A 23,776-nucleotide genomic window follows, 5' to 3' on the forward strand; every position below is an offset into this window, starting at 1 on the left:
TAGGCACTCACGCTTGATCCGCCCGAGGGTCGATCCAGCGGTTAATCAAATCCACGGCGAGGTTGACCAGCACATACACCGCAGCGGCGAGCAGGGTCACCCCCAGCACCATGGGCACGTCCTTGTTGCTGGTGGCGTCGAGCATCAGGCGGCCGATACCCTGGCGGGCAAACAGCAACTCGATCACCACGGCACCGCCCAGCAGGCTGGCAAACACAAAACCGGCCAGGGTCACCAGGGGCACCAGCGCATGCCGCAAGGCATGGCGCAGGCGCACGGCGGTCTCGGACAGCCCACGGGCGCGGGCCATCGCAATAAAGGGTTGTTCCAGGGTGTCTTCCAGAGACTGGCGCAACAGCTGCGTCAGCACCGCCGCCACCGGCAACGCCAGGGCCACCGATGGCAAGACCAGCGAGCGCCAGCCCACCGAACCGGACGGCGGCAACCAGTGCCAGTGAAACGAGAACACCAGCAACAGCACGATGCCGATCACAAACGAGGGCGCAGACGAAATCACCAGTTCGCTGCCCGACGCAAACGAGCGAACCCAGGGCGCACGGTTGGCGGTGAGGATCGCGCAGACCAGCGCCAGCACCACTGCCAGTACCGCAGCGCTGACTGACAGTTGCAGGGTTGCACCGACCTGCTCGCCAATCGCCCGGGCCACCGGGATGCGCAGGCGATAGGACTCACCCAGGTCGGCGTGAGCCAGGCGCTGCAGGTAATGGCCGTACTGCACGATCAGCGGCTGATCCAGCCCGTACTCGGCCCGCACCCGTGCCAGCAATTCAGGGGTGGGCAAGGCATCCGGACCACCCAGAATCGCCAGCGCCGTGTCACCGCCACTGAAGTTCACCGCCAGAAACGTCAGCGTCGCCGCGCCCCACAGCACGCCGATACCGGCCAGCAGGCGCAAGGCAACTCGCTTGAACAGGTTCATGGTTGCCCCCGGTCCAGCCAGATGCTGGTGAAAAACGGAACGTTATGGGACGTGTCGAAAATCACGCCCTTGACCTGTTGCCCGTACGCGGTCAGCACCTGGCTTTCCACCGAAGGCACCGCCGGCACCGTCTCCACCAGGCGTTGTTGCGCCTGGCGATACAGCGTCTGCAGCTCCACCGGATCCCGGGAGCGCCGCGCCGCGCTGAGCAGCCGATCCAGCTCGGCATCACGGAAGCGTCCGGCGTTCTGGCCAATCAGCTTGGCGGTGCTGATTGACTGGCTGTGATACAGCACGAACAAACCGTCGGGCGTGTTGGTGTGCCAGTAACCGGAGGCGATGGCCTGGAATTTCCCGGCATAACGCTTCTCCGTGACCCGAGTCAGCGGCAGCATTTCAATCGGCATGTCGAAGCCGACTTTTTTCAGGTCCGCCTGGATCGCCACCGACACACTGGCCGGAAAGGCCGGGTTGTCGTAGGTCAGCAAAGTGGCCTGCAGGCGCTGCCCGTTTTTGCTGCGATAGCCCTGGGCATCGCGCCCGGTCCAGCCCGCTTCGTCCAGCAGTGCGTTGGCGGCGGCAACGTCATAGGCCAGGGCGCTGTTCTCGGGTTGATAGAAGCGGGTATTCGCGGCCAGCAGGTCGGCCTTGCTCAGGAATTCGCCAAAGCCGGAGATCCACGCCAGGCCTTCGCGATCGATCGCCTTGGCCACCGCGCGCCGAACCCGTACGTCATCAAAGGGCGCCTGCTCGACGTTGAAGGTCATGCTGCGGCTCGGATTGCCCTTGCGAATCCGGCTGCGCATCACCAGCCCGGGATTGGCCCGAATCGCCGCCGCATTCTGCGCGGGCGCATCCAGGGCGAAATCCGATTGGCCAGACTCCAGCGAAGTGAAGCGGATCATCGCTTCGGGCACATAACTGAGTTCGATGCGATCCAGATACGCCGCACCCACATGCCGCGTGACCGCCGGCGCCCAGTGATAACCGGAACGTTTAACAAAAACCGCGCCCTGATCCCGGGTATAGCTTTGCAGCAGGAACGGGCCGCTGCCGACCGGTTGTGTGGCAATGGTCTTCGGCGCTTCGCGAATCTGCCTGGGCGAAATCATTCCCAGCCAGGACTGGGCCAGCACGTCGAGGAAAGGCGTATAGGGTTCACGCAGACGGGCCTCGAAGGTGTATTCATCGACCACCTTGCCGTCCAGATACGGTGCAATATAAGCCGCCGCCAATGGCGACTTGGTCGCCGGATCGCGCATGTGTTCAAGGTTGGTTTGCAGCGCCGCGGCGTTGAATTTCTCGCCATCGCTGAAGGTCACGTCGTCGCGCAGGTGAAAAGTGTAGGTCTTGCCGTCCGGAGAAATTTCCCAGGACCGCGCCAGCCATGGGCTGATGTTGCCCTCTTCATCCTGATACACCAGGCAATCAAACAGAATGCGCCCCAGCCACTGGATGTTGCCGTTAGACAAGGCATGGATATCAAAACTGCCGGCATCGGACGCGGCGGACACCTTCAGGGTGCCACCGTCGCGCCCTGGAGCAGGCTCATGAAAGTCCGCCGCCGAATAGGTAACCACGCCATTGCTCATCGTCCCATCGGCATGCTGCGCGCCGGGCTGGGGGGGCGATGGGGGTGAGCAGGCAGTCAGCACACTATATAGAGCGAAAGTGCCGCAAAGTTTGAAGGCCGTTCTCAATGACGCATCCTTGGAGTAGTGACCTGGGAATGTAATCTTTGAGTGGGTGTATGCACCGAGCATGCCAGTGATTGGGGGATGGTGATCGGGTGTAAGTTGGTAATTGGGAATGGCCCGCGAACACGGGGACCGCAGTTAATTATGCGTGAACAGCACTCCACAGTTACAGACTTATAAGCCACAAAACAATTATATCGATATGCATTTATCTGCCGAATAATTTGTCGTTAAACTTGCAATCTGTCCAACTACTGTTGCGCTGCAAACAGTTTACATAACACTCGCCAACCATCAGCGCCTGGCAACACCCTCCCCCAAATCCCAAGGTGCCGCGTTCCAACCAAGCGCAGCGCGCCGGCTTGACGCCCTGGTCGGCCCGAAGGCCGCCACGGCAAGCTCTTGATCGCAGGCGCCCCGTTAACCACGCTGGCCGAACGCAGGCATTGCGCAGCGGGGAAACCGGCAAGGATGCGCGGTTTAGCCGCGCTGGGCCAGGGATGGCCCATCGCGGCGACCCGCGGAGTAATGCCGGAGTGAGGGCACACCGAGCCTAGGCGAGGTGCCGAGTGGTGGGGCAAGAGCGTTTTGGTTACTTTTGCGCTTTTTAAATGTGACCCGCTGTAAGAGCGGAACCATAAGCCGCCGTTACCGCAGCAATGGATATGCACACAAAGCAAGATCAAAAGATCGCAGCCTCGTGTCACTCGACAGCTCCTACAGGGCGAAAACGATAGCGGCCGTCACCGCGCAAACAGATATGTACCCTGAAGTGTTGCCCCACAAACACCAATCCAAATAAAAGAACCCCCAACAGCAAACATCACAATAAAACTCCCTACCAAAGAGCGAAAAGAAGCACTGGCACACTTACTGCTTAGACCCACCCCAAGCATGACTATACGAATAGAAAGCCCAGACAACTCTATCTATTCATTGGGGATTAACTTTGATGCAATCAGTATTCCGGGGAGAGCTACACACGTTAGCGCACGCCATCCGCCAGGCCACCTGGTTAACAACAGTAGGACTAAGCTCCGCCCTGTTGCTCTCAGGCGCCGCCCAGGCAGATGAACAAACCACCACTGGCTCAACCGAACCACAACTGCAAACCGTCACCGTAAAAGGCCAACAAGCCACACCCGCCGAAACCGCAAAAACCAAACTCGACCAAGTACCCGGCGGCACCAGCATCGTCGACAGCGAACAAGTGTCCAAAGGCCGCACCGCCACCCTGCAAGACACCCTCGCCTACCAACCCGGCGTATTCGTGCAATCCACCGGCGGCAACGACGCCGCCAAAATCTCCATCCGCGGCTCAGGCGCCAACACCTCGCCCGGCTACTTTCGCGAAGGCATCAAATTCCTCTTCAACGGCCTGCCCATCACCGGCCCCGGCGGCACACCCTACGAATTCCTCAACGGCTCCGGGGTCAACTACACCGAAATCCTGCGCGGCGCCAACGCCTTCCAGTACGGCGCCTTGAGCCTGGGCGGCGCGATCAACTTCGTCAACCAGACCGGCTACACCGCCCCGGGCCTGCGCCTGCGGGCAGAGGCCGGCAGCTATGGCTACAACAAACAAAGCGCCAGCTTCGGCGGAGTCGAGGGCAACTTCGATTACTACATCAACGCCGACAACTATCGCAGCGACGGCTTTCGCGACTACAGCCTGTCAAAAAGCCAGGGCGTGGTCGCCAACTTCGGCTACACATTCAGCCCCAAACTCGAAACCCAGCTGATGCTGCGCTACCGCGACGAGTACCACAACGATCCGAGCGCCACTACCCTGGACCAGGTCAAGCACCACAGCGACCGCGCCAGCGCCACCGCGGCCTCCAGCGGCGCCGGCAGCCGTCGCCCGGGCAGCGTCTGGGCCGGCAGCAAGACCACCTACACCTTCGACGACGACGCCACCTTGTCCGTGGGCCTGGCCTACTACGAGTACGCCCACAACAACAGCCCCAACAGCCCGAGCAACCCAAGCTTCTGGACCTGGCACGACCTCAGCGCCGTGATCAACTACGACCGCACTGATCAATGGTTCGGCCACGAAAGCCGCTCCAGCATCGCCTTCACCTCCACCGAACACCTCAAGGGCGAAGTCGACTCCGCCTTCGCCAACAAGCAGACGCGCAAGCGGGTGGACTACGGCTCGTCCTTCGACCATGTGTTCTCGCTGGGCAACGACCTGGAACTGGTCGACGACCTGTGGCTCACCACCGGCGTGTCCGCCATCAACGTGCGTCGCCACGCCAACGTCAAGGAGTCGCTGGTGGCCAACACCACCGCCTTCCCCACCGACGTGACCTACGACAACTGGAGCCTGGCGCCGCGGATCGGCGTGCGCTACCAGTTCAATCCAGACCTGCAGGTGTTCGCCAACGTCAGCCGCTCGGTCGACCCTCCGGCGTCCTGGGAATACTCCGGCTCCGGCCCCACCGCGCCTTATGTGCGGCCGCTGGTGGAACAGAAAGCCAACACCGTGGAGGTCGGCATCAAGGGTTCCGCGGGGATTTTCGACGGCAGCCTGGCGCTGTATCGCTCGTGGGTGAAGGACGAGTTGCTCAACGTCCAGTTGATCGGCGCCACCCCCACTGCCGCCGCCGTCACCGGCGCGTTTAACGCCACGCCGACGATTCACCAGGGCGTTGAAGCCGGTTTAAACACTCGCCTGTGGGACAACGACAGCGGCGAGCAGGTCTCCCTGCGTCAGGTATACACCTACAACGACTTCTACTATCGCCATGACCCAACCTTCGGCGACAACCAACTGCCGGGCATTCCCAAGCACGTGTACCAGGGCGAAGTGCAGTACGAACATCCAAGCGGCATCTATACCGGGGTCAACGTGCAGTCGGCCTCGCGCACGGCGGTGGATTACGCCAACAGTTTTTATGCGCCCTCCTACACCATCTTCGGCGCGAACGTAGGCTACGAAACGCCGAACAAGGACTGGAAAGTCTCGCTGGACCTGAAAAACCTGGCGAACAAGAAATACGTCACGGCGGTGCAACCGCTCTACGACGCCAAGGGGCAGGACACCGCGTCCCTGTACCCGGGTGACGGGGTCGGCGCCTATGTGGCGGTGGAAATGCGCTACTGACCCCGGCGCTGGCGGCCTGGATCCAATTGCCGCCTCTGGGCCCGGTTACCTGCTACCCTCAGTGCACGGATCATCTGGACAGAGGAGGTCGCATGGATAACCTACCCAAGCATGGCTGGACCTGGGCCTACCGCAAGCTGCGCGGGCTGCACTGCTCGCGCTTCACTGCGCTGTATCGGGCAACCCTGTACGCCGTACGCGGCGATACGGGGACGCTCACCAGCAACGATAACTGGCAGAAGATTCGTTTGCGCCGTTAAACACCACCGATAAACACGCTGAGCCGCCGCACGCACCCGCGCAGGCGGCGCCGGCTGCCCCGAAAAATCGCACCCGACCGTTCGTCCGCTGGCCAGCACCTATGGCCAATGCATCCTTCCAATGCTGTGTTAACCACTCGCAAGGAAGATTCAACATGATGAACAGAAAAATTGCGGTGCTCACGCTTGCAGGCGTCATGTCTGCCTTCTCGCTCAACGCTTTCGCGGCCGGCGAATCCACCAGTGGCACGCCGTCGGCGGATGGCACCAGCCAGACCCGCGACCCGGCGCCTAAAGCCACCAACGCCGATCCGGATGCTGCCTCGCTGCCCCAGGGCGCAGACGGCAACACCACCGACAACGGCCCAACCCCCAGCGGCTCCAAGGCAGGCGGTGCGGACAAAGCCGGTGGCGGCAGCAGCAGTGGTGGCAGTGGCGGTAGCTGATCGCAGCTCAGTTTGCTGCAAACACTATCAGTCACTGCACAAACAGCTGCGGAAGCCAGCAGTCGCTGCGCAAACAGCTGCGGGAGCCAGCAGTCATTGCAAAAACAACTGTGGGAGCCAGCCTGCTGGCGATGAACTCGACAACGACGCGTACATCCAGAATGCACGCGTCATCATTGAAGTCTATCGCCAGCAGGCTGGCTCCCACAGGTATTACTCAAGCATTCAACAAATCAACAAATCAACAACACTTCGGCCCGGCCTTGCTCCCGTACCGCGCCTCCTGCCGCTCCCTGAAAAACATCTCGTAATCCATCATCGGCTGGTCCGGGTGCCTGGTCTGCATGTGCTCGACGTAGTTGTCATAGTCAGGCATCCCCACCATCAACCGCGCCGCCTGCCCCAGGTACTTGCCCAGCCGACTCAAGTCATTAAACATGCTGCTCTCCTCAGGCCTCTGGCAGCGCCTGATACGGTGCTTCCTTGTCCGTGCGCTCCTTGCTACCCCAGGCGGCAATCCCGACCTTCAGGGCAAAGAACAGGATGCTGAACACCACCAGCAGGAACAGCGCCGTCAGCGTTGCATTGGTGTAGGCGTTGTAGATCACGTGCTGCATCTGGTTGATGTCCTTGGCCGGCGCCAGAATCTGCCCGTTGGCCAGCGCATCGCTGTACTTCTTCGCCAGCGCGAGGAAACCGATCGCCGGGTTGGCATCAAACAGCTTGATGAAACCGGCAGTCGTGGTGCAGATCAACAGCCACACCGCAGGCAGCATGGTCACCCACACATAACGCTGACGTTTCATCTTGATCAGCACCACCGTTGCCAGCATCAGCGCGATACCCGCCAGCATCTGGTTGGAGATACCAAACAGCGGCCACAAGGTGTTGATGCCGCCCAAAGGATCGATCACGCCCTGGTACAGCAGATACCCCCACATCGCCACGCAGCCGGCGGTGGCAATCAGGTTGGCGGCCCAGGACTCGGTGCGCTTCAGCGCCGGCACAAACGAGCCGAGCAAGTCCTGCAGCATGAAGCGCCCGGCACGGGTACCGGCGTCCACCGCTGTCAAAATAAACAACGCTTCAAACAGAATCGCGAAGTGGTACCAGAACGCCATGGTGTTTTCACCCGGCAGCAACTGGTGCAGGATCTGCGCGATACCCACCGCGAGGGTCGGCGCACCACCGGCACGGGCCAGGATGGTGGTCTCGCCGATATCCCGGGCCACCGCTTCCAGCGCGTCCGGCGTGATCGCAAAGCCCCAGCTGCTGACCGTCTGCGCAACCGTCACCGCGTCGGAACCGACGATCGCCGCCGGGCTGTTCATGGCGAAGTACACACCCGGTTCGATCACCGAAGCGGCGACCATCGCCATGATCGCCACGAAGGATTCCATCAGCATGCCGCCGTAACCGATGTAACGGGCATGCCCCTCGCTGGCCAGCAACTTCGGCGTCGTGCCGGAAGCGATCAGCGCATGGAAACCCGACACCGCACCGCAGGCGATGGTGATAAACAGGAACGGAAACAGACCGCCTTTCCACACCGGGCCCGTGCCGTCGATGAACTGGGTCAATGCCGGCATTTTCAGATCCGGCATGGTGATCAGGATACCGATCGCCAGGGCAATGATGGTGCCGATTTTCAGGAAGGTCGACAGGTAGTCACGGGGTGCCAGGATTAGCCACACCGGCAGCACCGCAGCGACAAAACCGTAACCAATCAGCATCCAGGTGATCTGGATCCCGGTGAAGGTAAAGGCCTTGGCCCACACCGGATCGGCAGCAATCTGCCCGCCGAGCCAGATCGACCCCAGCAGCAACAGCACGCCGATGATGGAAATTTCACCGATGCGACCGGGGCGGATGTAGCGCATGTAGATGCCCATGAACATCGCAATCGGGATGGTCGCCATCACCGTGAAGATGCCCCAAGGGCTCTCGGCCAGGGCCTTGACCACGATCAGCGCCAGCACCGCGAGGATGATGATCATGATCAGGAAGCAGCCGAACAGTGCGATAGTTCCCGGGATGCGGCCCATCTCTTCACGGACCATATCCCCCAGGGAGCGGCCGTTACGACGGGTGGACAGGAACAGGATCATGAAGTCCTGCACCGCACCGGCCAGCACCACCCCGGCGATCAGCCACAGGGTACCGGGCAAATAGCCCATCTGCGCCGCCAGGACTGGACCGACCAAAGGCCCCGCACCGGCGATGGCCGCGAAGTGGTGACCGAACAGCACGTGTTTATTGGTGGGAACGTAGTCCAGACCATCGTTGTTGAGCACGGCAGGCGTGGCTCGGTTGGGATCGAGCTGCATCACCTTGTTGGCGATGAACAGGCTGTAGTAGCGATAAGCGACGAGATAGATGGCGACTGCTGCGACTACGATCCACAGGGCGTTGATGGCTTCACCGCGGCGCAGGGCCACGACACTCAGCGCGAACGCTCCCAGGACAGCCACGGCAAACCAGGCAAGGTGTTTAGCCAGACGGGGCATATGCGTCTCCTGCCGACAGCGCATGGCTGCGGCGGTAATTTTTTATAATTGTGTCCGCTGTGCGGAGCTGGCCCAATATCCGCGCATGCCGTCCACAAATAAATCCGCAGAACTACGTACGCAGCGTCTACGTAGTTCTACGTAGACGCACGAATCCGTCTGCCACACCACCACAGGTCACCCCACCCGGCACCACTACAGAACCCGCGTATCTTTGGCATATCATGCCCAGCCTTCCCCCCTCGCCCCGACCAGGAGCACCGATGCAGCTCAAACACAAAATCGTTGCCCTCGGGATCCTGCCGCTGGTCCTGGCCATCGCCGTCATCTGCGCCCTGGTGATCTCCCTCAACCGCCAACTCGGTGACCAGCAGGCCCAGCTCATCGAAGACAGCATCCTGGCCAGCAAGCGCGCCGAACTGAAAAACTACGTCGAAATGGCGCAAAGCCTCATCGCCCCCCTCTACGACGACGGCCACGGCGACGCCCAGGCCCAGCAAAAAGTCCTGGAAGAACTGCGCAAACTCAGCTTCGGCATCAACGGCTACTTCTTCGTCTACGACCGCGAAGGCCGCAGCCTGATGCACGCGCGCCAGTCCGAACTGGTGGGCAAATACCTCTGGGACATGCAAGACCCCCACGGCCTGCCGGTCATCCAGGCCCTGCTGAAAAGCGCCCAATCCGGCGAAGGCTTCCAGCGCTACGCCTGGAACAAACCCTCCTCCGGCCAGGTCACCGACAAACTCGCCTACGTGATCATGCTCGACCGCTGGGGCTGGATGCTCGGCACCGGCATCTACCTCGAAGACGTCGAACGCGCCACCCAGCAAGCCCGTGACGAAGTCGCCCAAGGTATCCGCAAAACCATGCTCGCCATCGCCGCCGTGGCCCTGGTCTCGGTACTGCTGGTCTTCGCCAGCGGCATGACCCTCAACGTCAGCGAACACCGCCTCGCCGACAAAAAACTCCAGCGCCTGACCCAACGCATCGTCAGCCTGCAGGAAGAAGAACGCTCCCGGGTCTCCCGCGAGCTGCACGACGGCATCAGCCAGGTGCTGGTGTCGATCAAATTCCAGTTCGAACTGGCCAGCCTGGTGCTGGAAAACGGCCAGGATCGCGGCCTGGGCATCCTGCGCGAAGCCACCGAACGCCTGGGCGAAGCCATCGGCGAAGTGCGCAGCCTGTCCCATGACCTGCGCTCATCCCTGCTCGACACCCTCGGCCTGCCCGCCGCAATCGGCCAGCTCGCCGCCGAATTCGAACAGCGCAGCGGCCTCAAAGTGAACTACAACGACAACGAATTCGCCTGCGACCTCGTCGACGGCGCCGCCGTCTCGCTGTTTCGCATCGTCCAGGAAGGCCTGACCAACATCGAACGCCACGCCCAGGCCAGCAACGTCGACATCACCCTGCACGGCTGCCCACAGGGCGTGCGCCTGACCCTGGTCGACGACGGCATCGGCTTCAACGTCGCCCAGGTCGAACGTCGCCACACCGGCATCGGCCTGCGTAATATCCGCGAGCGAGTCGACCACTTCGGCGGCCAGTTCACCCTGACATCGACACCGGGCCGCAGCGAACTCGACGTACTGCTGCCCCTCAAATCCACCGGCGCTCCCCGCTGATCACCACCACAACAAGAGTGAATAGCCGCGATGAACCTGCCCTCCCCGATCCGCGTCGCCCTGGTCGACGACCACTCCCTGGTCCGCGACGGCATCAAGGCCCTGCTGTCCGTCATGGCCAACCTCGAAGTCGTCGGTGAAGCCGAAAACGGCGCAGACGCCATCGCCATGATCGGGCGCTGCCAACCCGACCTGGTACTGGTCGACATCGGCCTCAAGGACATGAACGGCCTGGAACTCACCCGGCTGCTGCGCAACCGCTACCCGGCGCTCAAAGTGCTGGTGCTGAGCATGTACGACAATCACGAATACGTCAGCGAATCCGTGCGCGCCGGCGCCAGCGGCTACGTCCTGAAAAATTCACCCTCCCGGGAAATCATCGCCGCCATCGACGCCATCACCAACGGCGGCTCCTTCTACAGCGCCGAAATCGCCCAGCGCCTGATCGCCGACAAAAACACCGACAACGAACTGACTCCTCGGGAAAGCCAGGTGCTGTACAAAATGGCCCAAGGGCTGAACAACAAGGAAATGGCGCGGGAACTGGATATCAGCGTGCGGACTGTGGAGACGCATCGTTTGAGTATTCGTCGTAAGTTGAATATTGATAAGCCGGCGGCGCTGGTGAAGTATGCGATTGATCATGGGATTATTTCGCGGTAGGCATTCCGACGGATGAGGGCGTCGCCCACGGCTCGTAGTTCAGCGCAAAACGTGCCTGTAGGTTACCGCCTTGCGGTGTCGACTAGGTGGAGTCTTCGTCCAATACCCAAAATAACCATCGATCTTGAGTCCGCCTTTGTGTCTCTTTTCGAAGATGGCAGATTCGGATGTTAGCTTCAATCCTTACACACACCCGAGCACTGCCCTCTACTGCTAACACAACCCCTTAAACGGCATACAAATGACTCATTGCTCAACCATATAAATAGTCGAAAAAAATTCTGATAGTTCCTCTCTCCTAATATTGGAGCGATTTCCACATCCAGGCGAGCCACAAACGAAGGGCTAACGCCGTCATCATCTGAGATATCAAAAATATTGAACTCCCCATAGACCACCTCGATGAGTTTAGCTAACGCACTGAGAAACTCAGTTAAAGAATCTGCGATTTGGAATGGGGCAACGGGACCGTAGCTCGCGAATATCGGTGTATTCTCGATATCAGTCAACGCGACTATAGGTTTACCTCCCCCTGAGTCATCCATAAAAACAACATAGTTCTCATTCCAGTCTTGATTTATTGTTTTACCGCCATCCCCATTTATCCATTTATACCCCATCTGCACCTTTTCAAGCGCATCTAGGCTCACAAACCTAAAGGGTTAGCCACTTGGGGACCGACTCAGGGAAGCCAGCCATTTTAATATTCTGCCAAGCCACCAGCGGCTACGGGCTTCGCGTATTTCGTCGATTTGCATGAATGTGTAAGGGGTGGGCATATTGCGCTCTTGGATACGAAGGGTGCGGAGGCCACGGATTATATGGCGATAGTAGAGAATTAAGGCTACACAACCAGAGGTGCCTGCCAAAACACCAACAATTCCACTGTTTAAAGGACCAATCAACTTCAAAGCCAGTCCCCCTGTCAACGTAATTAACCTAGCCATTAAACCCGCACTATACCCTCGCTGTCTTTTAATCTGAAAAGAGACCTTATTACCTGTAGTTTTAAAACTAGAGGTAGGATTTTCACCAAAAGCCGCAGCAACTGCCGCCAAAAAAATCAGAGCCAGGGGGGCAAGCCCAACCGCAACCGGCTTAAAACTTCCCGCCTCAAAAAAATCCAGTACGAGCACATACAAGAAACTAGAAAAAAGAAAGCCCATCACCCCCACACCAGTAAAAAAAATCATTGCCACAAACAGTACATATCGTTCACAAACTCCTACCAAAAAAATGGTTAGACAAAAATATATTCCCAATATGACGAAATACATAGACCAATAATGCGGCACCCCAGGCGGCCCAAACATACCGAAAAACAAAACCATAAAGAAAATCACCCACGGCCCGTTTTTTACCGTTTCAACAGCAGGATTAAAAAGCATAATCATTCCGAACCGTAAAAGTAATTACCAAATTTTTTATCGGCACCAGTCTCAGCCATCTAATGCTGAACCGCCATATCTGCACCCCAACCAACTTACAATACAATACGATACAACTGCCAATGGAGGTCAACATTAATTCCTTTTGTGTATGCTGCTTGAATTCGACCAATAGCCTGGCAATTTTATTCGCTTCGCGAGTTCAGATTTTCCAGCAAGAAAAATACCATTTGAGCCTCCACCCCCCATTAAAGTCCATAGATTTAAGGTCGTAATCATAGCGGATGCACTGTCACTTGGCGTCCTGCCGACTGCTTGGCAAACCTCGAGCAGTGCGCAATAGACGCGTGGTCTGGCCTTTGCCGTCGGTGTGCGTCAGAACCTGGCCGAGGGCGTTGTAGGTGAAGGACTCGGCGCTGCCGTCGGGGTGCTGGATGCGCAGCACTTCGCCGTCGGGTTTGCGTTCCAGGGTGGTGGTCTGGTTCAGGGCATCGGTGACGGCGACGAGGTGATGGCGTTCGTCGAAACGGTACCGGGTGTTTTTGCCCGAGCAATCCTGGAAGCGTTCGACCTGGGCCAGGGTGTTCCACCACAGGTATTTGGATTTGTGTGTGGCGTCGATGATGGTGTGTGGCAGGCCGTCGTCGCTGTTGAGGTATTCGGTCTTGTTGCCCAGCGCATCGGCTTCGGCGATGAGGTTGCCCTTGGCGTCGTAGCGGGCTTTCCAGGTGCTGCCGTCTGGGTAATCAACCTGCGTGACCAGGGTGGTCAGGTGGTGGTACTGGTATTTGATCTTGCGCCCGAGCGGATCAGTTTCTTCGACCAGCCGAGCGTACTCGTCGTACTTGAGCTTGACGGTATTGCCATCGGGCAACGTGAGGCCGGTCATGTTGCCGGTGTCGTCGATCTCTATAACGTAGTGTTCGCCACCGAAGTCGCGGCTCGAGGTGACGCGGTGATCGCTGTTGTAATGAAGTTCAGCTTCGCGCCCGAGTACATCGGTGATCCACGTGGTGCGGGCAGCTATGTCGTAGCGGAAATGGAAATGCTCGCCATCACTGGTCCAGTGTTCCACCACTCGAGGTTGGTCTGCGATGGTATTCCAACGGTAATTGCAGGTCAGGCCCAAGGCATTGCTGCGACTGGCCGATTTTCGCAGCCGTACGTGAAGGTCTGCAGCCGACCCATCCCACTACGCTTTTAAATAAGGTTGCCGACCAGCCGCCCACTGCGCGCTCAATGACCGGCCCTACGACGTACCGACTGGAGACTACGCCGGCGACGAAACCGGCGGTGAATTTCAGCACACAGGGCATGACCGCTTTCATAACGGCCTGGGTCCCGGCCTTGGTCAGTTGGGCGGTACTTCTCGCAAAATTTATCTACGAAAAATCGAATATTTTTCGACCCACGAATCCTATTACACTGAAAGATTCTCGGCATTTAAAATGATACTTTATGGGAATCACAGCTCATCTATCGACTTTCTAACTGACTCACAAAAAAACTCTTCAAAACTGTTAGCAACCTTAACTTTCTCCCCACTTCGCTTAAAGGAAAGCTCAGTAATAACTACTGCTGCTTCGCCACCCGCGTCGCAGCTAGAGGTATCAATAGAATAAATAGGGCCGTAGCCTGTAGACTTGACTACAATCATCGCTTCATCGGCGTCTCCATTGTCTCTCGCAGTTTTTGTAGCAAAAAAAACGCTAGGGACAGCTGTAGCAAATACGCCACTTTTAGTTATCCCATAATAAGTATCCCCGGCAAATGACATGGCACCGAACTTCTTAAGAAACAACTTGTATGACATAGGAAACTTTACCCCCAACGCCGCTTCAAATTCAGCAATCAGGGCATCGCTCGCCGCACCTGCGCAAGCAGGATCGTCGCCAGAGGCATTAATTTCTGCCTCAATTGCATCAATATAATTCATACATCCACCTCAGAAATCTAGTGATCTAAGTTTCCAATAACCCTTTTTCCAGGTATTGAAAGGACCGCGATTCATACTTTGTGGCGCGCTATTATAAAGCCGTCTGACGCCATCTGATCCAACCCAACTTTTATCCCATTGATTAGAATAAATGTGCAGCACACGATAATTTTTTGAGTGAAAGCTACTAAGTATCTCGGCCACTGACCCGGGCTCATCTTGGGTTAGGTGGTGGAGATTAACCTCAGCACCATCCTTCCCTATCGGAGCATCACCCTTTCTCATCCTTTGAACATTCGTCCTTCCCAAATCATCAACCTAGTCAGGGTCCAATATATCTTTGCGTTGATACACCTTTCGACCTGCAAAAGTTTTAGCCGCCCAGCAGTTCCAGCCTAATGGATCGGCCCAGCTATTCGCGTTTGGGGCATATCGATAAAGGTTGAATCCACCTGCCAACCCAATCGGATCCTGCGTAATAAACCGGCCAACCTCCGGATCATAATACCGAAACGTATTGTAATGCAGCCCCGTCTCATCATCGAAATACTGACCCTGAAACTTCAGGTTCTGCTCAACCTCGTTCACCCCCAGCGTTTCGATGGACACCCACGCCTTATACGTCGCCTGCCAGACAATCTGCCCCTCGCGGTCAGTCATCTCCAGCGGTGTACCAATCTGGTCGGTATGGAAGTAGTAAAGCGTCTGCTCCCCACCCTCTTCCTGATCCACCCGAGCACGTGGCGCATAACTTCCTGGCTCGAATTAGGCGTGTACAATCGACAATCAACATGACTCAAATCGAAGAAGGTGGCTGTAAGTCGTTACAATCGATTCATATTTAACCGATTTAACATCTGGCAAAATTATCTCATTTTTCTTTTCAAGCTTCGCTTTCATATCAGCTATCGAAAAACTTAGCCCCAGACCTTTCTTGATAGCCAGAACTTCCTGCGGAGTTGGCTTACCGTTCGCAACGGCCACTATATTAATTTTCTCCTGCAGGGATTCATGCCCCCCAGAAATATAATCAACAAGATCTTCGATCGAATAAAATACGTCGGCATCTTCTAAAAATGGATCACCGGAATCAATCAGGTAGAAGGTTTCTGGCATTGCCTTGCCAATCAAAACAAGCCTGCCTCCAGAGTCATCACCTATTAAAACCAGTCTCGGGAAATTGTTATCTATTTCATAGGTCTGATTGCGCTCAACAATATCACTTACTGAGTAAATCAGGACTTGATCGTTAAGTAATGCGCCATTATAGCGCGCCCAAAATCTCACAACCCACGCATCTTTATCAACACCGAGCGCATGGATAACGTCAGAGATGGACTTTGCTGATGCTGGGGGATGTGTTTCCGTATATTTTATCGTCACTTGAATGCCCCTAATGAATCAAAATACTTGTATGACTTGCTTGCAGCTTTTTTAGCTGCGTCAGGATTAACACCTGCATCGAGCAACTCCTTGTACGCTGTACCAAACTCCTCCCTGATAGTTCCACCAAATCCTGAGAACCTACGCCTAGTTCGCTGGAGGGATGAAACTACCGCATGAGGCTCACCCGAAGAACTTTTCAGAAGAACAGCAGGCGCCTGATTTCTCTTATATCCAGTAACATTTCGCTTTGCCCACTCATCCTGGATAAAATGGTGCGACTGTACGAGCTTATCGTCCGGAATATTTTTATGGCCTGGTGCTCTATTAACGCCAGGTGACAAGTTGCCGTGAGCGTCAACGTCGTTAGCCTTGTAGCCGCCCGGCCGATTGCAGCTCCAGCCCCAAGGATCGGTCCAGCCAACAGAGTTTGGAGCATACTGATATAGGTTATCACTACCCACAAGCCCTATTGGATCCTGCGTAGTAAATCGTCCAACCTGCGGATCATAATACCGAAACGTATTGTAATGCAGCCCCGTCTCGTCATCGAAATACTGCCCCTGAAACCGCAGATTCTGCTCGACTACATTGACGTCCAGACGCTCTACCGCCCCCCACGCCTTATAAGTCGCCTGCCAGACAATCTGCCCTTACCGGTCAGTCATCTCCAGCGGTGTACCAATCTGGTCGGTATGGAAGTAATAAAGCGTCTGCTCCCCACCTTCTTCCTGGTCCACCCGAGCAAGTGGCGCATAACTCCCCGGCTCATACACATAAAGGCTGCTCTGCCCCGGCGTCTCCTCACGCAACATGCGCAAGCCCTGCCACAGAAAATGCTTCTGTTCAGTGACCCCGTTGACCTCCGACACCTTGGCAACGCGCCGCCCCAAGCTGTCATAACGATAAGCCCCGGTACTCTCCAGCTTGCCGCCCACCAACGTCTCAGCCCTGACCAACCGATTCTCGCAGTCATAGCTGAACGTCTGCAGCCGACTTATCCCGCTGCGCTTTTCAATCAGGTTGCCCCAGGCATCGTAGGCATATTCCTGATCCCGCCACTGCTTGATCCGGTTGTCCTTCACGTGATCAAACTGACTGGTATTGAAGTTCAGGCGATTCGCCGCCGCGTCGTAGCGGAACTCTTCACTGTCCACCAACTTGCCGGTATCACGGCTGTGCAGTTGGCCGTTGGCTTCGTACTCGTATTTGATCTCGCCGCGCAGTTTGTCGAGGGTGCGGATGAGTTCGCCGGCAGGATCGTATTGGTGACGACGGTGAATCGGATTGTAGGCGTGTTCTACCAACAGTTCAGGCTGAATGCCGGGATTGAGAATCTGTGAGAGTTTCTCTGCCGGCAACGTCGAGGCGAATTGCCAGGCTTTACGACCCATCGCGTCATAGCCAAAACAACTGGTGAGCGTGCCCTGGGTGCGCAGCACCTCGCGGTGCAGGTCATCGCGTTCCATGTCGCTGATGAACTGGCCGTCGAGGTTGAGTTGGTGCAGGTGGCCGCTGCCGTAGTACAGGTGGTTCAAGTGCTGGCCGGTAGGCAAAGTCAGGGTGGTCAGGTTGCTCAACGGATCGTAGTCGTAGGACAGAGCGCCTTGGGGTGTGGTCTCCTTGATCAGGCGCCCGAGCAGGTCGTAGGCAAGTTCGAGTTTTTCTTCAGAAATGCCGAGCTTCTTGCCGTTGGCGGTCGGCAGGCGCTCGATGGTGAGCAAGCGGTCGGCCTGGTCGTAGGTGTAGTCCTGGCGCGCGTCGGCATTGAGTTTGGCCAGCAGTCGGCCGATGGAATCGCGTTCGAATTCGGTGCTGCGCTGCGGACGTTCGGCGCGTTCGCCGTAGCCGATTTCGTTGACCCGTGTCCGTCGTACTTGAGCTTGACGGTATTGCCATCGGGCAATGTGAGGCCGGTCATGTTGCCGGTGTCGTCAATTTCTATAACGTAGTGTTCGCCACCGAAGTCGCGGCTCGAGGTGACGCGGTTATCGCTGTTGTAATGAAGTTCAGCTTCGCGTCCGAGTACATCGGTGATCCATGTGGTGCGGGCAGCTATGTCGTAGCGGAAATGGAAATGCTCGCCATCGCTGGTCGAGTGTTCCACCACTCGAGGTTGCTCTGCGATGGTTTCCCATCGGTAATTGCAGGTCAGGCCCAAGGCATTGCTGTGACTGGCCATGACGCCGTCGGCGTAACTGAAGCGGCGAACCGAATCGTTGTTGCGATTGATCACCTCGACGAGTTGGCCATTGTCGTCGTAGCGATATTGCACCAGGGTTTCGACGGCAGTGCGTAGCCAGCCGGGAATCTCGTCATCTACCGGCAGGTAGCGGTGGGTGCTGCCGCCGATGAATACGTTGCCAGAAGGGTCTCAGTTCATAGCGGGGGAAGTGGCTGCGCTAACCTCGCAACCACTTTTAATTAAATTATTAAAGAGCAAACCCAAAACGAATGCAGGAAGTACTCAAACTAACGCTTTCAATTCTCAGTAGTGCCAACACCTCAGCTAATGCACAGCAAACAACACTACAAACCGCTCAAAAGCCCCAAATCAAAATCTTTATTCTTAATTATCTTCTTATTTAACTTCACCTTCTCAAGATTTTCGCTACTGATGATTTCCGAGTTATAAGCAACAGCACAATGAATAAACAATGCGGGATACGCATAGTCAGTCGGAGATGCCAGCACATCATCAATAGTCCGGGCGCTTGGCAATATACACCCTGCCATGAGGGGAATATAGTGGCTTTCAAGCGCGCGCCGGATATGCGCACATATCGCACCAACATCCTCTCGTTTAGGCGCACTTATGGTGCCATATATACTTGTGCCGAATTTTTTATCTTGCCTTCCTGATGTTGTAAATGAGAAACACGCAGCACTACCCAAATTGCTTTTATAAGGAGGACTGACTGCAGAGCAACAGTCAAAAATAGCCCCCCCGAAGACCATGCCATTCAGGACATATGCATTCGAATTTACCAAATACTGAAAATCAAGCTCGGCTACTAACTTTTTTTCCCAGCGAAATTTAACCGCCCCCTTTACCGCCTTTATCGACAAGCCAGGCCATTCAAGATCCTTCAGCGCCTTTAGCAGTTCACTCTCAAAATAAACCCTATCTTCTTTACTCATAAAATCACCCACATTTCAAAACATAATATCTACCAAAACTGCACCAGCGCCAATCGCAATCCCGGCTAGTAGCTCTCCTAACGCGCTCGAATGCTTCATCGCCAACCCGCGGAATCAGGATGCTGCCAAAGCCAGCGCTGGCGCCGGATTGGGCGACGCGTACCCAGCACGAACTCATGTTGTTGTGCTCGCCCTTGCGGTCCCAGTGGCACCTCACCTTCACGCGACCGAGTTCATCGGTGAAGATTTCCTCGCCGGGCGGGCCGACGACGATGGCCGTTTGCGGCCCGAAGATGGTTGGCCGTGGGGTGGTGAGTTGCGGGCGGAAGATGATCTTTTTACGCATGCAGGAGAAGGTGTTGTAGTAGCTCGCCTGATGACCGTTGAGGTAGTTGTTGTGGCCTTCGCTTTCGACGCTCATCAACAGGAACTGGTGATCGTCGGGCGAGCCCTGATCGTGGTCATAACGCTGCAGCTCGTCAAGGTCAAATGGCGTAGCGTTCACAGCCGATGCCGCGACAGGTGATCAAGCCCAGGTCTTCCTTGGAGTGAAGCTCCTAGCTGCCCAGCACATCGGTGGCCCTGAAAGTGCGGGCCTTGAGGTTGTAGCGAAAGTAGAAATGCTCAGCTTCGCTGGTCCAGTGTTCGACCACGGGGGAGGGTTGCCGTCGAATGTTTCCCAGTAGTAATGGCAGCTCAGGTCCAATGCGTTGCTGGGATTGGTCATCACGCCGTCAGGGTAGCTGAAGCGGTGTGATGAATCGCTGGTGCGGTTGATCACTTGAATGATCTGGCCGTGATCGTCGTAGCGTTATTTAACCGAGGTTTCGACGACCTTTCCCACCACGAGGGCTACAAAGTCACCATCTAAGCTATCAGGATAATGGATACCATCTCTGCCATATTTTAAAGAGAACTTGTACTGCTATCGATTTCCCTCAAACAATTTATCGAATATAGCCTGTACGTATTTCTAATTTAATCTATACACCATTACACCTATACTTATGGCGAGCAGACCAGCTCGCCCTTTTTGCTTATACCCACTGTTAAAAATTGGCTTAGCGCACCAAAAAATAGCGACATTCGCGATACCGCTAAAAAATTAGCTCTATTGACTAAGAAACTAGCTTTTTTAATCCCTGCGAAAGTCGATTGGTGTTATTTATATCCCCTCCTTTATCTAAATACGAGAACCAGCCAGGAATAACTTTCTTGAAAAGTTCGACACATTCAGGCGCAGCATCGTTTTTTTTCAGAACATACTCAAGATCCAAACTTCCATCTAATTTAAAAGGATTAGTAAATATCAGATTATTGCCTTTTAAAAAACCCAGCAACACAGCGAGCTTTAAGACCATTCGCTCTTGGTATTCTTTGCTTTTGTTTCGGCTAAGCAGCATAGGAACACTACATAACGTAAAATTTAAATCCACCACAATAATACCTCTATTTCGCTCGTATAACAGTAGACACATCAGAAACTTCAATAAGCTTTTTCGTCCCTGGCTCCCTTACAAAACACCACCTGCCTCTCTAATCCGGTCTTCCTTGAGTAGTTGCCCAGTTTTATCTGCCGTAAGACTAGTGATCTCCTTGGCAGTACCTGAGCCGTCTGAATTTTTGATGACGAAGTCGAGCCGACGCCCCTCGCCAGTAAGCGGATCCTTTGCAATTTTCCCATCAGCAGTGCGCAGATATCTTTCACTAAGAACATTTTGCTTGCCATACCTTTTCCCAAAAATTTCTTTGGCTCGCGCTTCCCGTGCCGTACCAGCTACCTTGTTTGGAATACACTTCCAGCCCCAAGGATCAATCCACCCATTGGTATTGGGAGCGTAGGAATAAAGATTATCCCCTCCCAACAACCCAATCGGATCCTGCGTAATATACCGCCCTACCTCCGGATCGTAATACCTAAACGTATTGTAATGCAGCCCCGTCTCATCATCGAAATACTGACCCTGAAACCGCAGATTCTGTTCGACTACATGGACGTCCAGACGCTCCACCGCCCCCCACGCCTTATAAGTCGCCTGCCAGACAATCTGCCCTTCCCGGTCCGTCATCTCCAGCGGCGTACCAATCTGGTCGGTATGGAAGTAGTAAAGTGTCTGCTCCCCACCCTCTTCCTGGTCCACCCGCGCTAACGGCGCATAACTTCCTGGCTCGTAAACGTAGAGGCTACTCTGCCCCGGCGTTTCCTCACGCAACATGCGCAAGCCCTGCCACAGAAAATGCTTCTGCTCGGTGACCCCGTTGACCTCCGACACCTTGGCAACGCGCCGCCCCAAGCTGTCATAACGATAAGCCCCGGTGCTGTCCAGCTTGCCGCCGACCAACGTCTCAGCCTTAACCAACCGATTCTCGCAGTCATAGCTGAACGTCTGCAGCCGACTTATTCCGCTGCGCTTTTCAATCAGGTTGCCCCACGCATCGTAGGTATATTCCTGATCCCGCCACTGCTTGATCCGGTTGTCCTTCACGTGATCAAACTGGCTGGTATTAAAGTTCAGCCGGTTCGCCGCCGCGTCGTATCGGAACTCTTCGCTGTCCACCAACTTGCCGGTATCACGGCTGTGCAACTGACCGTTGGCCTCATACTCGTACTTGATCTCGCCGCGCAGTTTGTCGAGGGTGCGGATGAGTTCGCCGGCAGGATCGTATTGATGACGGCGGTGAATCGGGTTGTAGGCGTGTTCTACCAACAGCTCGGGTTGAATACCCGGATTGTGGATTTGCGACAGTTTCTCCGCCGACAGGGTTGAGGCGAATTGCCAAGCCTTGCGGCCCATCGCGTCGTAGCCGAAACAACTGGTGAGTTTGCCCTGGGTGCGTAACACCTCGCGGTGCAGGTCATCGCGTTCCATGTCGCTGATGAGCAGGCCGTCGAGGTTGAGCTGGTGCAGGTGGCCGCTGCCGTAGTACAGGTGGTTCAGGTGCTGGCCGGTGGGCAAAGTCAGGGTGGTCAGGTTACTCAGTGGATCGTAGTCGTAGGATAGAACGCCTTGTGGGGTGGTCTCTTTGATCAGGCGACCCAGCAAGTCGTAGGAGAATTCGAGCTTTTCTTCAGAAATGCCGAGTTTCTTGCCGTTGGCGGTCGGCAGGCGCTCGATGGTGAGCAAGCGGTCGGCCTGGTCGTAGGTGTAGTCCTGGCGCGCGTCGGCGTTGAGTTTGGCCAGCAGTCGGCCGATGGAATCGCGTTCGAATTCGGTGCTGCGCTGCGGACGTTCGGCGCGTTCGCCGTAGCCGATTTCGTTGACTCGCGTCAGATGCCCGCCCAGGTTGTAGCTGAACTGGCGGGTGAGGTTGTCGATGCGTTTTTCTTCGATCAGCCGATCGGAAGCGTCGTAGGCAAACTGGTAAGCCGCGTTGTTTTCGTTGACCAGCGCGGTCAGGCGAATGGCCTGGTCGTACTCGTAACGGATGCGCTGGCCCTTGGCGTCCTGGCGGCTGCTTGGCAGACCTCGAGCAGTGCGCAATAGACGCGTGGTCTGGCCTTTACCGTCGGTATGCGTCAGGACCTGGCCGAGGGCGTTGTAGGTGAAGGACTCGACGCTGCCGTCCGGGTGCTGGATGCGCAGCACTTCGCCGTCGGGTTTGCGTTCCAGGGTGGTGGTCTGGTTCAGGGCATCGGTGACGGCGACGAGGTAATGGCGTTCGTCGAAACGGTACCGGGTGTTTTTGCCCGAGCAATCCTGGAAGCGTTCGACCTGGGCCAGGGTGTTCCACCACAGGTACTTGGACTTGTGTGTGGCGTCGATGATGGTGTGCGGCAGGCCGTCGTCGCTGTTGAGGTATTCAGTCTTGTTGCCCAGCGCATCGACTTCGGCGATGAGGTTGCCCTTGGCGTCGTAGCGGGCTTTCCAGGTGCTGCCGTCTGGGTAATCAACCTGCGTGACCAGGGTGGTCAGGTGGTGGTGCTGGTATTTGATCTTGCGACCGAGCGGATCAGTTTCTTCGACCAGCCGAGCGTACTCGTCGTACTTGAGCTTGACGGTATTGCCATCGGGCAATGTGAGGCCGGTCATGTTGCCGGTGTCGTCGATCTCTATAACGTAGTGTTCGCCACCGAAGTCGCGGCTCGAGGTGACGCGGTTATTGCTGTTGTAGTGGATCTCGGCTTCGCGTCCGAGTACATCGGTGATCCACGTGGTGCGGGCATCTATGTCGTAGCGAAAATGGAAGTGCTCGCCATCACTGGTCCAGTGTTCCACCACTCGAGGTTGGTCTGCGATGGTTTCCCAGCGGTAATTGCAAGTCAGGCCCAAGGCATTGCTGTGACTGGCCATGACGCCGTCGGCGTAACTGAAGCGGCGGACCGAATCGTTGTTGCGATTGATCACCTCGATGAGTTGGCCATTGTCGTCGTAGCGATACTGCACCAGGGTTTCGACGGCCTGATTGTCGACGACGCGTTTGACATCGGTCAGGCGACCCAGCGGGTTGTCGTAATGCAGGTGCACACGAACGCCGCCAGTGGCGCTGATGTCGGTCAGCGTGCCGTCGACCGTGCGGGTGAAATGCAGGAAGTGGCCGAGGGCATTTTCGAGGCGCTGTAGCGGGACAGGGTTGTTGTCGTCCGGCACTTCGCCGAAGTAAAAGAAGATGTTGTCGAGGGTTTGCAGCAGGTAGTGACCGCCTTCGGTGCAAACCAGATAGACCTGTTCGTGCGGATTGTAGA

The 23,776-nt window shown here is 56.3% G+C and carries 16 protein-coding genes and 5 pseudogenes; 5 read left to right on the forward strand and 16 right to left on the reverse strand.

The features are described from left to right. Window positions 1-7 precede the first annotated feature (7 nt). The 3 genes and pseudogenes from EQV97_RS05960 to EQV97_RS28985 form a co-directional block, all read right to left on the reverse strand. A complete protein-coding gene (locus EQV97_RS05960) occupies window positions 8-940 on the reverse strand; it encodes an ABC transporter permease (RefSeq protein WP_240888643.1) in 933 nt (310 codons plus the stop codon). After that, window positions 937-2,532: an ABC transporter substrate-binding protein gene (locus EQV97_RS05965; RefSeq protein ID WP_240888644.1), complete on the reverse strand. Its 1,596-nt coding sequence runs from the start codon at window positions 2,530-2,532 to the stop codon at window positions 937-939. Before EQV97_RS05965 ends, EQV97_RS05960 begins: the two co-directional genes overlap by 4 nt. Before the next feature lie 509 nt (window positions 2,533-3,041). Further along, window positions 3,042-3,146: pseudogene (locus EQV97_RS28985) on the reverse strand (nucleoid-structuring protein H-NS); the annotation flags it as partial. A gap of 443 nt (window positions 3,147-3,589) precedes the next feature. Here EQV97_RS28985 and EQV97_RS05970 point away from each other — a divergent pair. The 3 genes from EQV97_RS05970 (at window position 3,590) to EQV97_RS05980 (ending at window position 6,449) form a co-directional block, all read left to right on the forward strand. Beyond that, a complete protein-coding gene (locus EQV97_RS05970; protein ID WP_240888645.1) occupies window positions 3,590-5,743 on the forward strand; it encodes a TonB-dependent receptor in 2,154 nt (717 codons plus the stop codon). Between the two features lie 92 nt (window positions 5,744-5,835). Continuing rightward, entirely contained in the window at window positions 5,836-6,003 is a 168-nt protein-coding gene (locus EQV97_RS05975) for a hypothetical protein (RefSeq protein ID WP_163019432.1), read from the forward strand. A 155-nt stretch (window positions 6,004-6,158) separates the two neighbouring features. Further along, window positions 6,159-6,449 carry a hypothetical protein gene (locus EQV97_RS05980; RefSeq protein ID WP_225568521.1) on the forward strand — a complete coding sequence of 97 codons (291 nt, stop codon included), beginning with the start codon at window positions 6,159-6,161 and terminating at the stop codon, window positions 6,447-6,449. A gap of 241 nt (window positions 6,450-6,690) precedes the next feature. Here EQV97_RS05980 and EQV97_RS05985 read toward each other — a convergent pair whose 3' ends face one another. Then, window positions 6,691-6,888, reverse strand: coding sequence for a YbdD/YjiX family protein (locus EQV97_RS05985; protein WP_122839522.1), 198 nt, complete (start codon window positions 6,886-6,888; stop codon window positions 6,691-6,693). Between the two features lie 10 nt (window positions 6,889-6,898). Further along, window positions 6,899-8,956 (reverse strand): carbon starvation CstA family protein, encoded by a 2,058-nt coding sequence (locus EQV97_RS05990; protein WP_240888646.1) that lies wholly within the window; start codon window positions 8,954-8,956, stop codon window positions 6,899-6,901. A gap of 263 nt (window positions 8,957-9,219) precedes the next feature. Here EQV97_RS05990 and EQV97_RS05995 point away from each other — a divergent pair, with 263 nt between their 5' ends. Both EQV97_RS05995 and EQV97_RS06000 read left to right on the forward strand, forming a co-directional pair. Further along, window positions 9,220-10,581, forward strand: a complete 1,362-nt coding sequence (locus EQV97_RS05995; RefSeq protein WP_240888647.1) for a cache domain-containing protein — start codon at window positions 9,220-9,222, stop codon at window positions 10,579-10,581. A 30-nt stretch (window positions 10,582-10,611) separates the two neighbouring features. Next, complete coding sequence (locus tag EQV97_RS06000) at window positions 10,612-11,244, forward strand: response regulator transcription factor (protein ID WP_122839519.1); 633 nt, start codon at window positions 10,612-10,614, stop codon at window positions 11,242-11,244. A gap of 662 nt (window positions 11,245-11,906) precedes the next feature. On the opposite strand, the gene EQV97_RS06005 is transcribed toward EQV97_RS06000, so the two are convergent. From EQV97_RS06005 to EQV97_RS06055, 11 genes and pseudogenes are all read right to left on the reverse strand, one after another. After that, window positions 11,907-12,632, reverse strand: coding sequence for a hypothetical protein (locus EQV97_RS06005; RefSeq protein WP_240888648.1), 726 nt, complete (start codon window positions 12,630-12,632; stop codon window positions 11,907-11,909). Between the two features lie 295 nt (window positions 12,633-12,927). Continuing rightward, window positions 12,928-13,993 (reverse strand): annotated as a pseudogene (locus EQV97_RS06010) (hypothetical protein); the annotation flags it as partial. Window positions 13,994-14,097: 104 nt separating this feature from the next. Continuing rightward, window positions 14,098-14,568 carry an SMI1/KNR4 family protein gene (locus EQV97_RS06015; protein WP_240888649.1) on the reverse strand — a complete coding sequence of 157 codons (471 nt, stop codon included), beginning with the start codon at window positions 14,566-14,568 and terminating at the stop codon, window positions 14,098-14,100. A gap of 9 nt (window positions 14,569-14,577) precedes the next feature. Further along, window positions 14,578-14,877, reverse strand: coding sequence for an HNH/ENDO VII family nuclease (locus EQV97_RS06020; RefSeq protein WP_276614217.1), 300 nt, complete (start codon window positions 14,875-14,877; stop codon window positions 14,578-14,580). Window positions 14,878-14,958: 81 nt separating this feature from the next. After that, window positions 14,959-15,378, reverse strand: a pseudogene (locus EQV97_RS06025) (RHS repeat-associated core domain-containing protein); the annotation flags it as partial. Continuing rightward, a complete protein-coding gene (locus EQV97_RS06030; RefSeq protein ID WP_240888684.1) occupies window positions 15,355-15,951 on the reverse strand; it encodes an SMI1/KNR4 family protein in 597 nt (198 codons plus the stop codon). The pseudogene EQV97_RS06025 and the gene EQV97_RS06030, both read right to left, overlap by 24 nt. After that, window positions 15,948-18,241 (reverse strand): annotated as a pseudogene (locus EQV97_RS06035) (RHS repeat-associated core domain-containing protein); the annotation flags it as partial. The gene EQV97_RS06030 and the pseudogene EQV97_RS06035, both read right to left, overlap by 4 nt. A 239-nt stretch (window positions 18,242-18,480) precedes the next feature. Further along, window positions 18,481-19,092 carry a hypothetical protein gene (locus EQV97_RS06040; RefSeq protein ID WP_240888651.1) on the reverse strand — a complete coding sequence of 204 codons (612 nt, stop codon included), beginning with the start codon at window positions 19,090-19,092 and terminating at the stop codon, window positions 18,481-18,483. A 94-nt stretch (window positions 19,093-19,186) separates the two neighbouring features. Beyond that, window positions 19,187-19,582 (reverse strand): annotated as a pseudogene (locus EQV97_RS06045) (phage baseplate assembly protein V); the annotation flags it as partial. Window positions 19,583-20,210: 628 nt separating this feature from the next. After that, entirely contained in the window at window positions 20,211-20,570 is a 360-nt protein-coding gene (locus tag EQV97_RS06050) for a hypothetical protein (protein ID WP_240888652.1), read from the reverse strand. Between the two features lie 36 nt (window positions 20,571-20,606). After that, on the reverse strand, window positions 20,607-23,776 hold a 3,170-nt coding region (locus EQV97_RS06055), incomplete at its 5' end, for an RHS repeat-associated core domain-containing protein (RefSeq protein ID WP_240888653.1).

The sequence above is a fragment of the Pseudomonas sp. TMW22090 genome, assembly GCF_022496665.1.
In the GTDB taxonomy this organism is placed as follows: Bacteria; Pseudomonadota; Gammaproteobacteria; order Pseudomonadales; family Pseudomonadaceae; genus Aquipseudomonas; species Aquipseudomonas gregormendelii.

Bases quoted from the DNA above. Each gene is read 5' to 3' on its own strand.
- EQV97_RS05960 (WP_240888643.1), bottom strand. From the start codon at position 940: ATGAACCTGTTCAAGCGAGTTGCCTTGCGCCTGCTGGCCGGTATCGGC.
- EQV97_RS05965 (WP_240888644.1), bottom strand. From the start codon at position 2,532: ATGAGCAATGGCGTGGTTACCTATTCGGCGGCGGACTTTCATGAGCCT.
- EQV97_RS05970 (WP_240888645.1), top strand. From the start codon at position 3,590: ATGCAATCAGTATTCCGGGGAGAGCTACACACGTTAGCGCACGCCATC.
- EQV97_RS05975 (WP_163019432.1), top strand. From the start codon at position 5,836: ATGGATAACCTACCCAAGCATGGCTGGACCTGGGCCTACCGCAAGCTG.
- EQV97_RS05980 (WP_225568521.1), top strand. From the start codon at position 6,159: ATGATGAACAGAAAAATTGCGGTGCTCACGCTTGCAGGCGTCATGTCT.
- EQV97_RS05985 (WP_122839522.1), bottom strand. From the start codon at position 6,888: ATGTTTAATGACTTGAGTCGGCTGGGCAAGTACCTGGGGCAGGCGGCG.
- EQV97_RS05990 (WP_240888646.1), bottom strand. From the start codon at position 8,956: ATGCCCCGTCTGGCTAAACACCTTGCCTGGTTTGCCGTGGCTGTCCTG.
- EQV97_RS05995 (WP_240888647.1), top strand. From the start codon at position 9,220: ATGCAGCTCAAACACAAAATCGTTGCCCTCGGGATCCTGCCGCTGGTC.
- EQV97_RS06000 (WP_122839519.1), top strand. From the start codon at position 10,612: ATGAACCTGCCCTCCCCGATCCGCGTCGCCCTGGTCGACGACCACTCC.
- EQV97_RS06005 (WP_240888648.1), bottom strand. From the start codon at position 12,632: ATGCTTTTTAATCCTGCTGTTGAAACGGTAAAAAACGGGCCGTGGGTG.
- EQV97_RS06015 (WP_240888649.1), bottom strand. From the start codon at position 14,568: ATGAATTATATTGATGCAATTGAGGCAGAAATTAATGCCTCTGGCGAC.
- EQV97_RS06040 (WP_240888651.1), bottom strand. From the start codon at position 19,092: ATGAGTAAAGAAGATAGGGTTTATTTTGAGAGTGAACTGCTAAAGGCG.
- EQV97_RS06050 (WP_240888652.1), bottom strand. From the start codon at position 20,570: ATGTGTCTACTGTTATACGAGCGAAATAGAGGTATTATTGTGGTGGAT.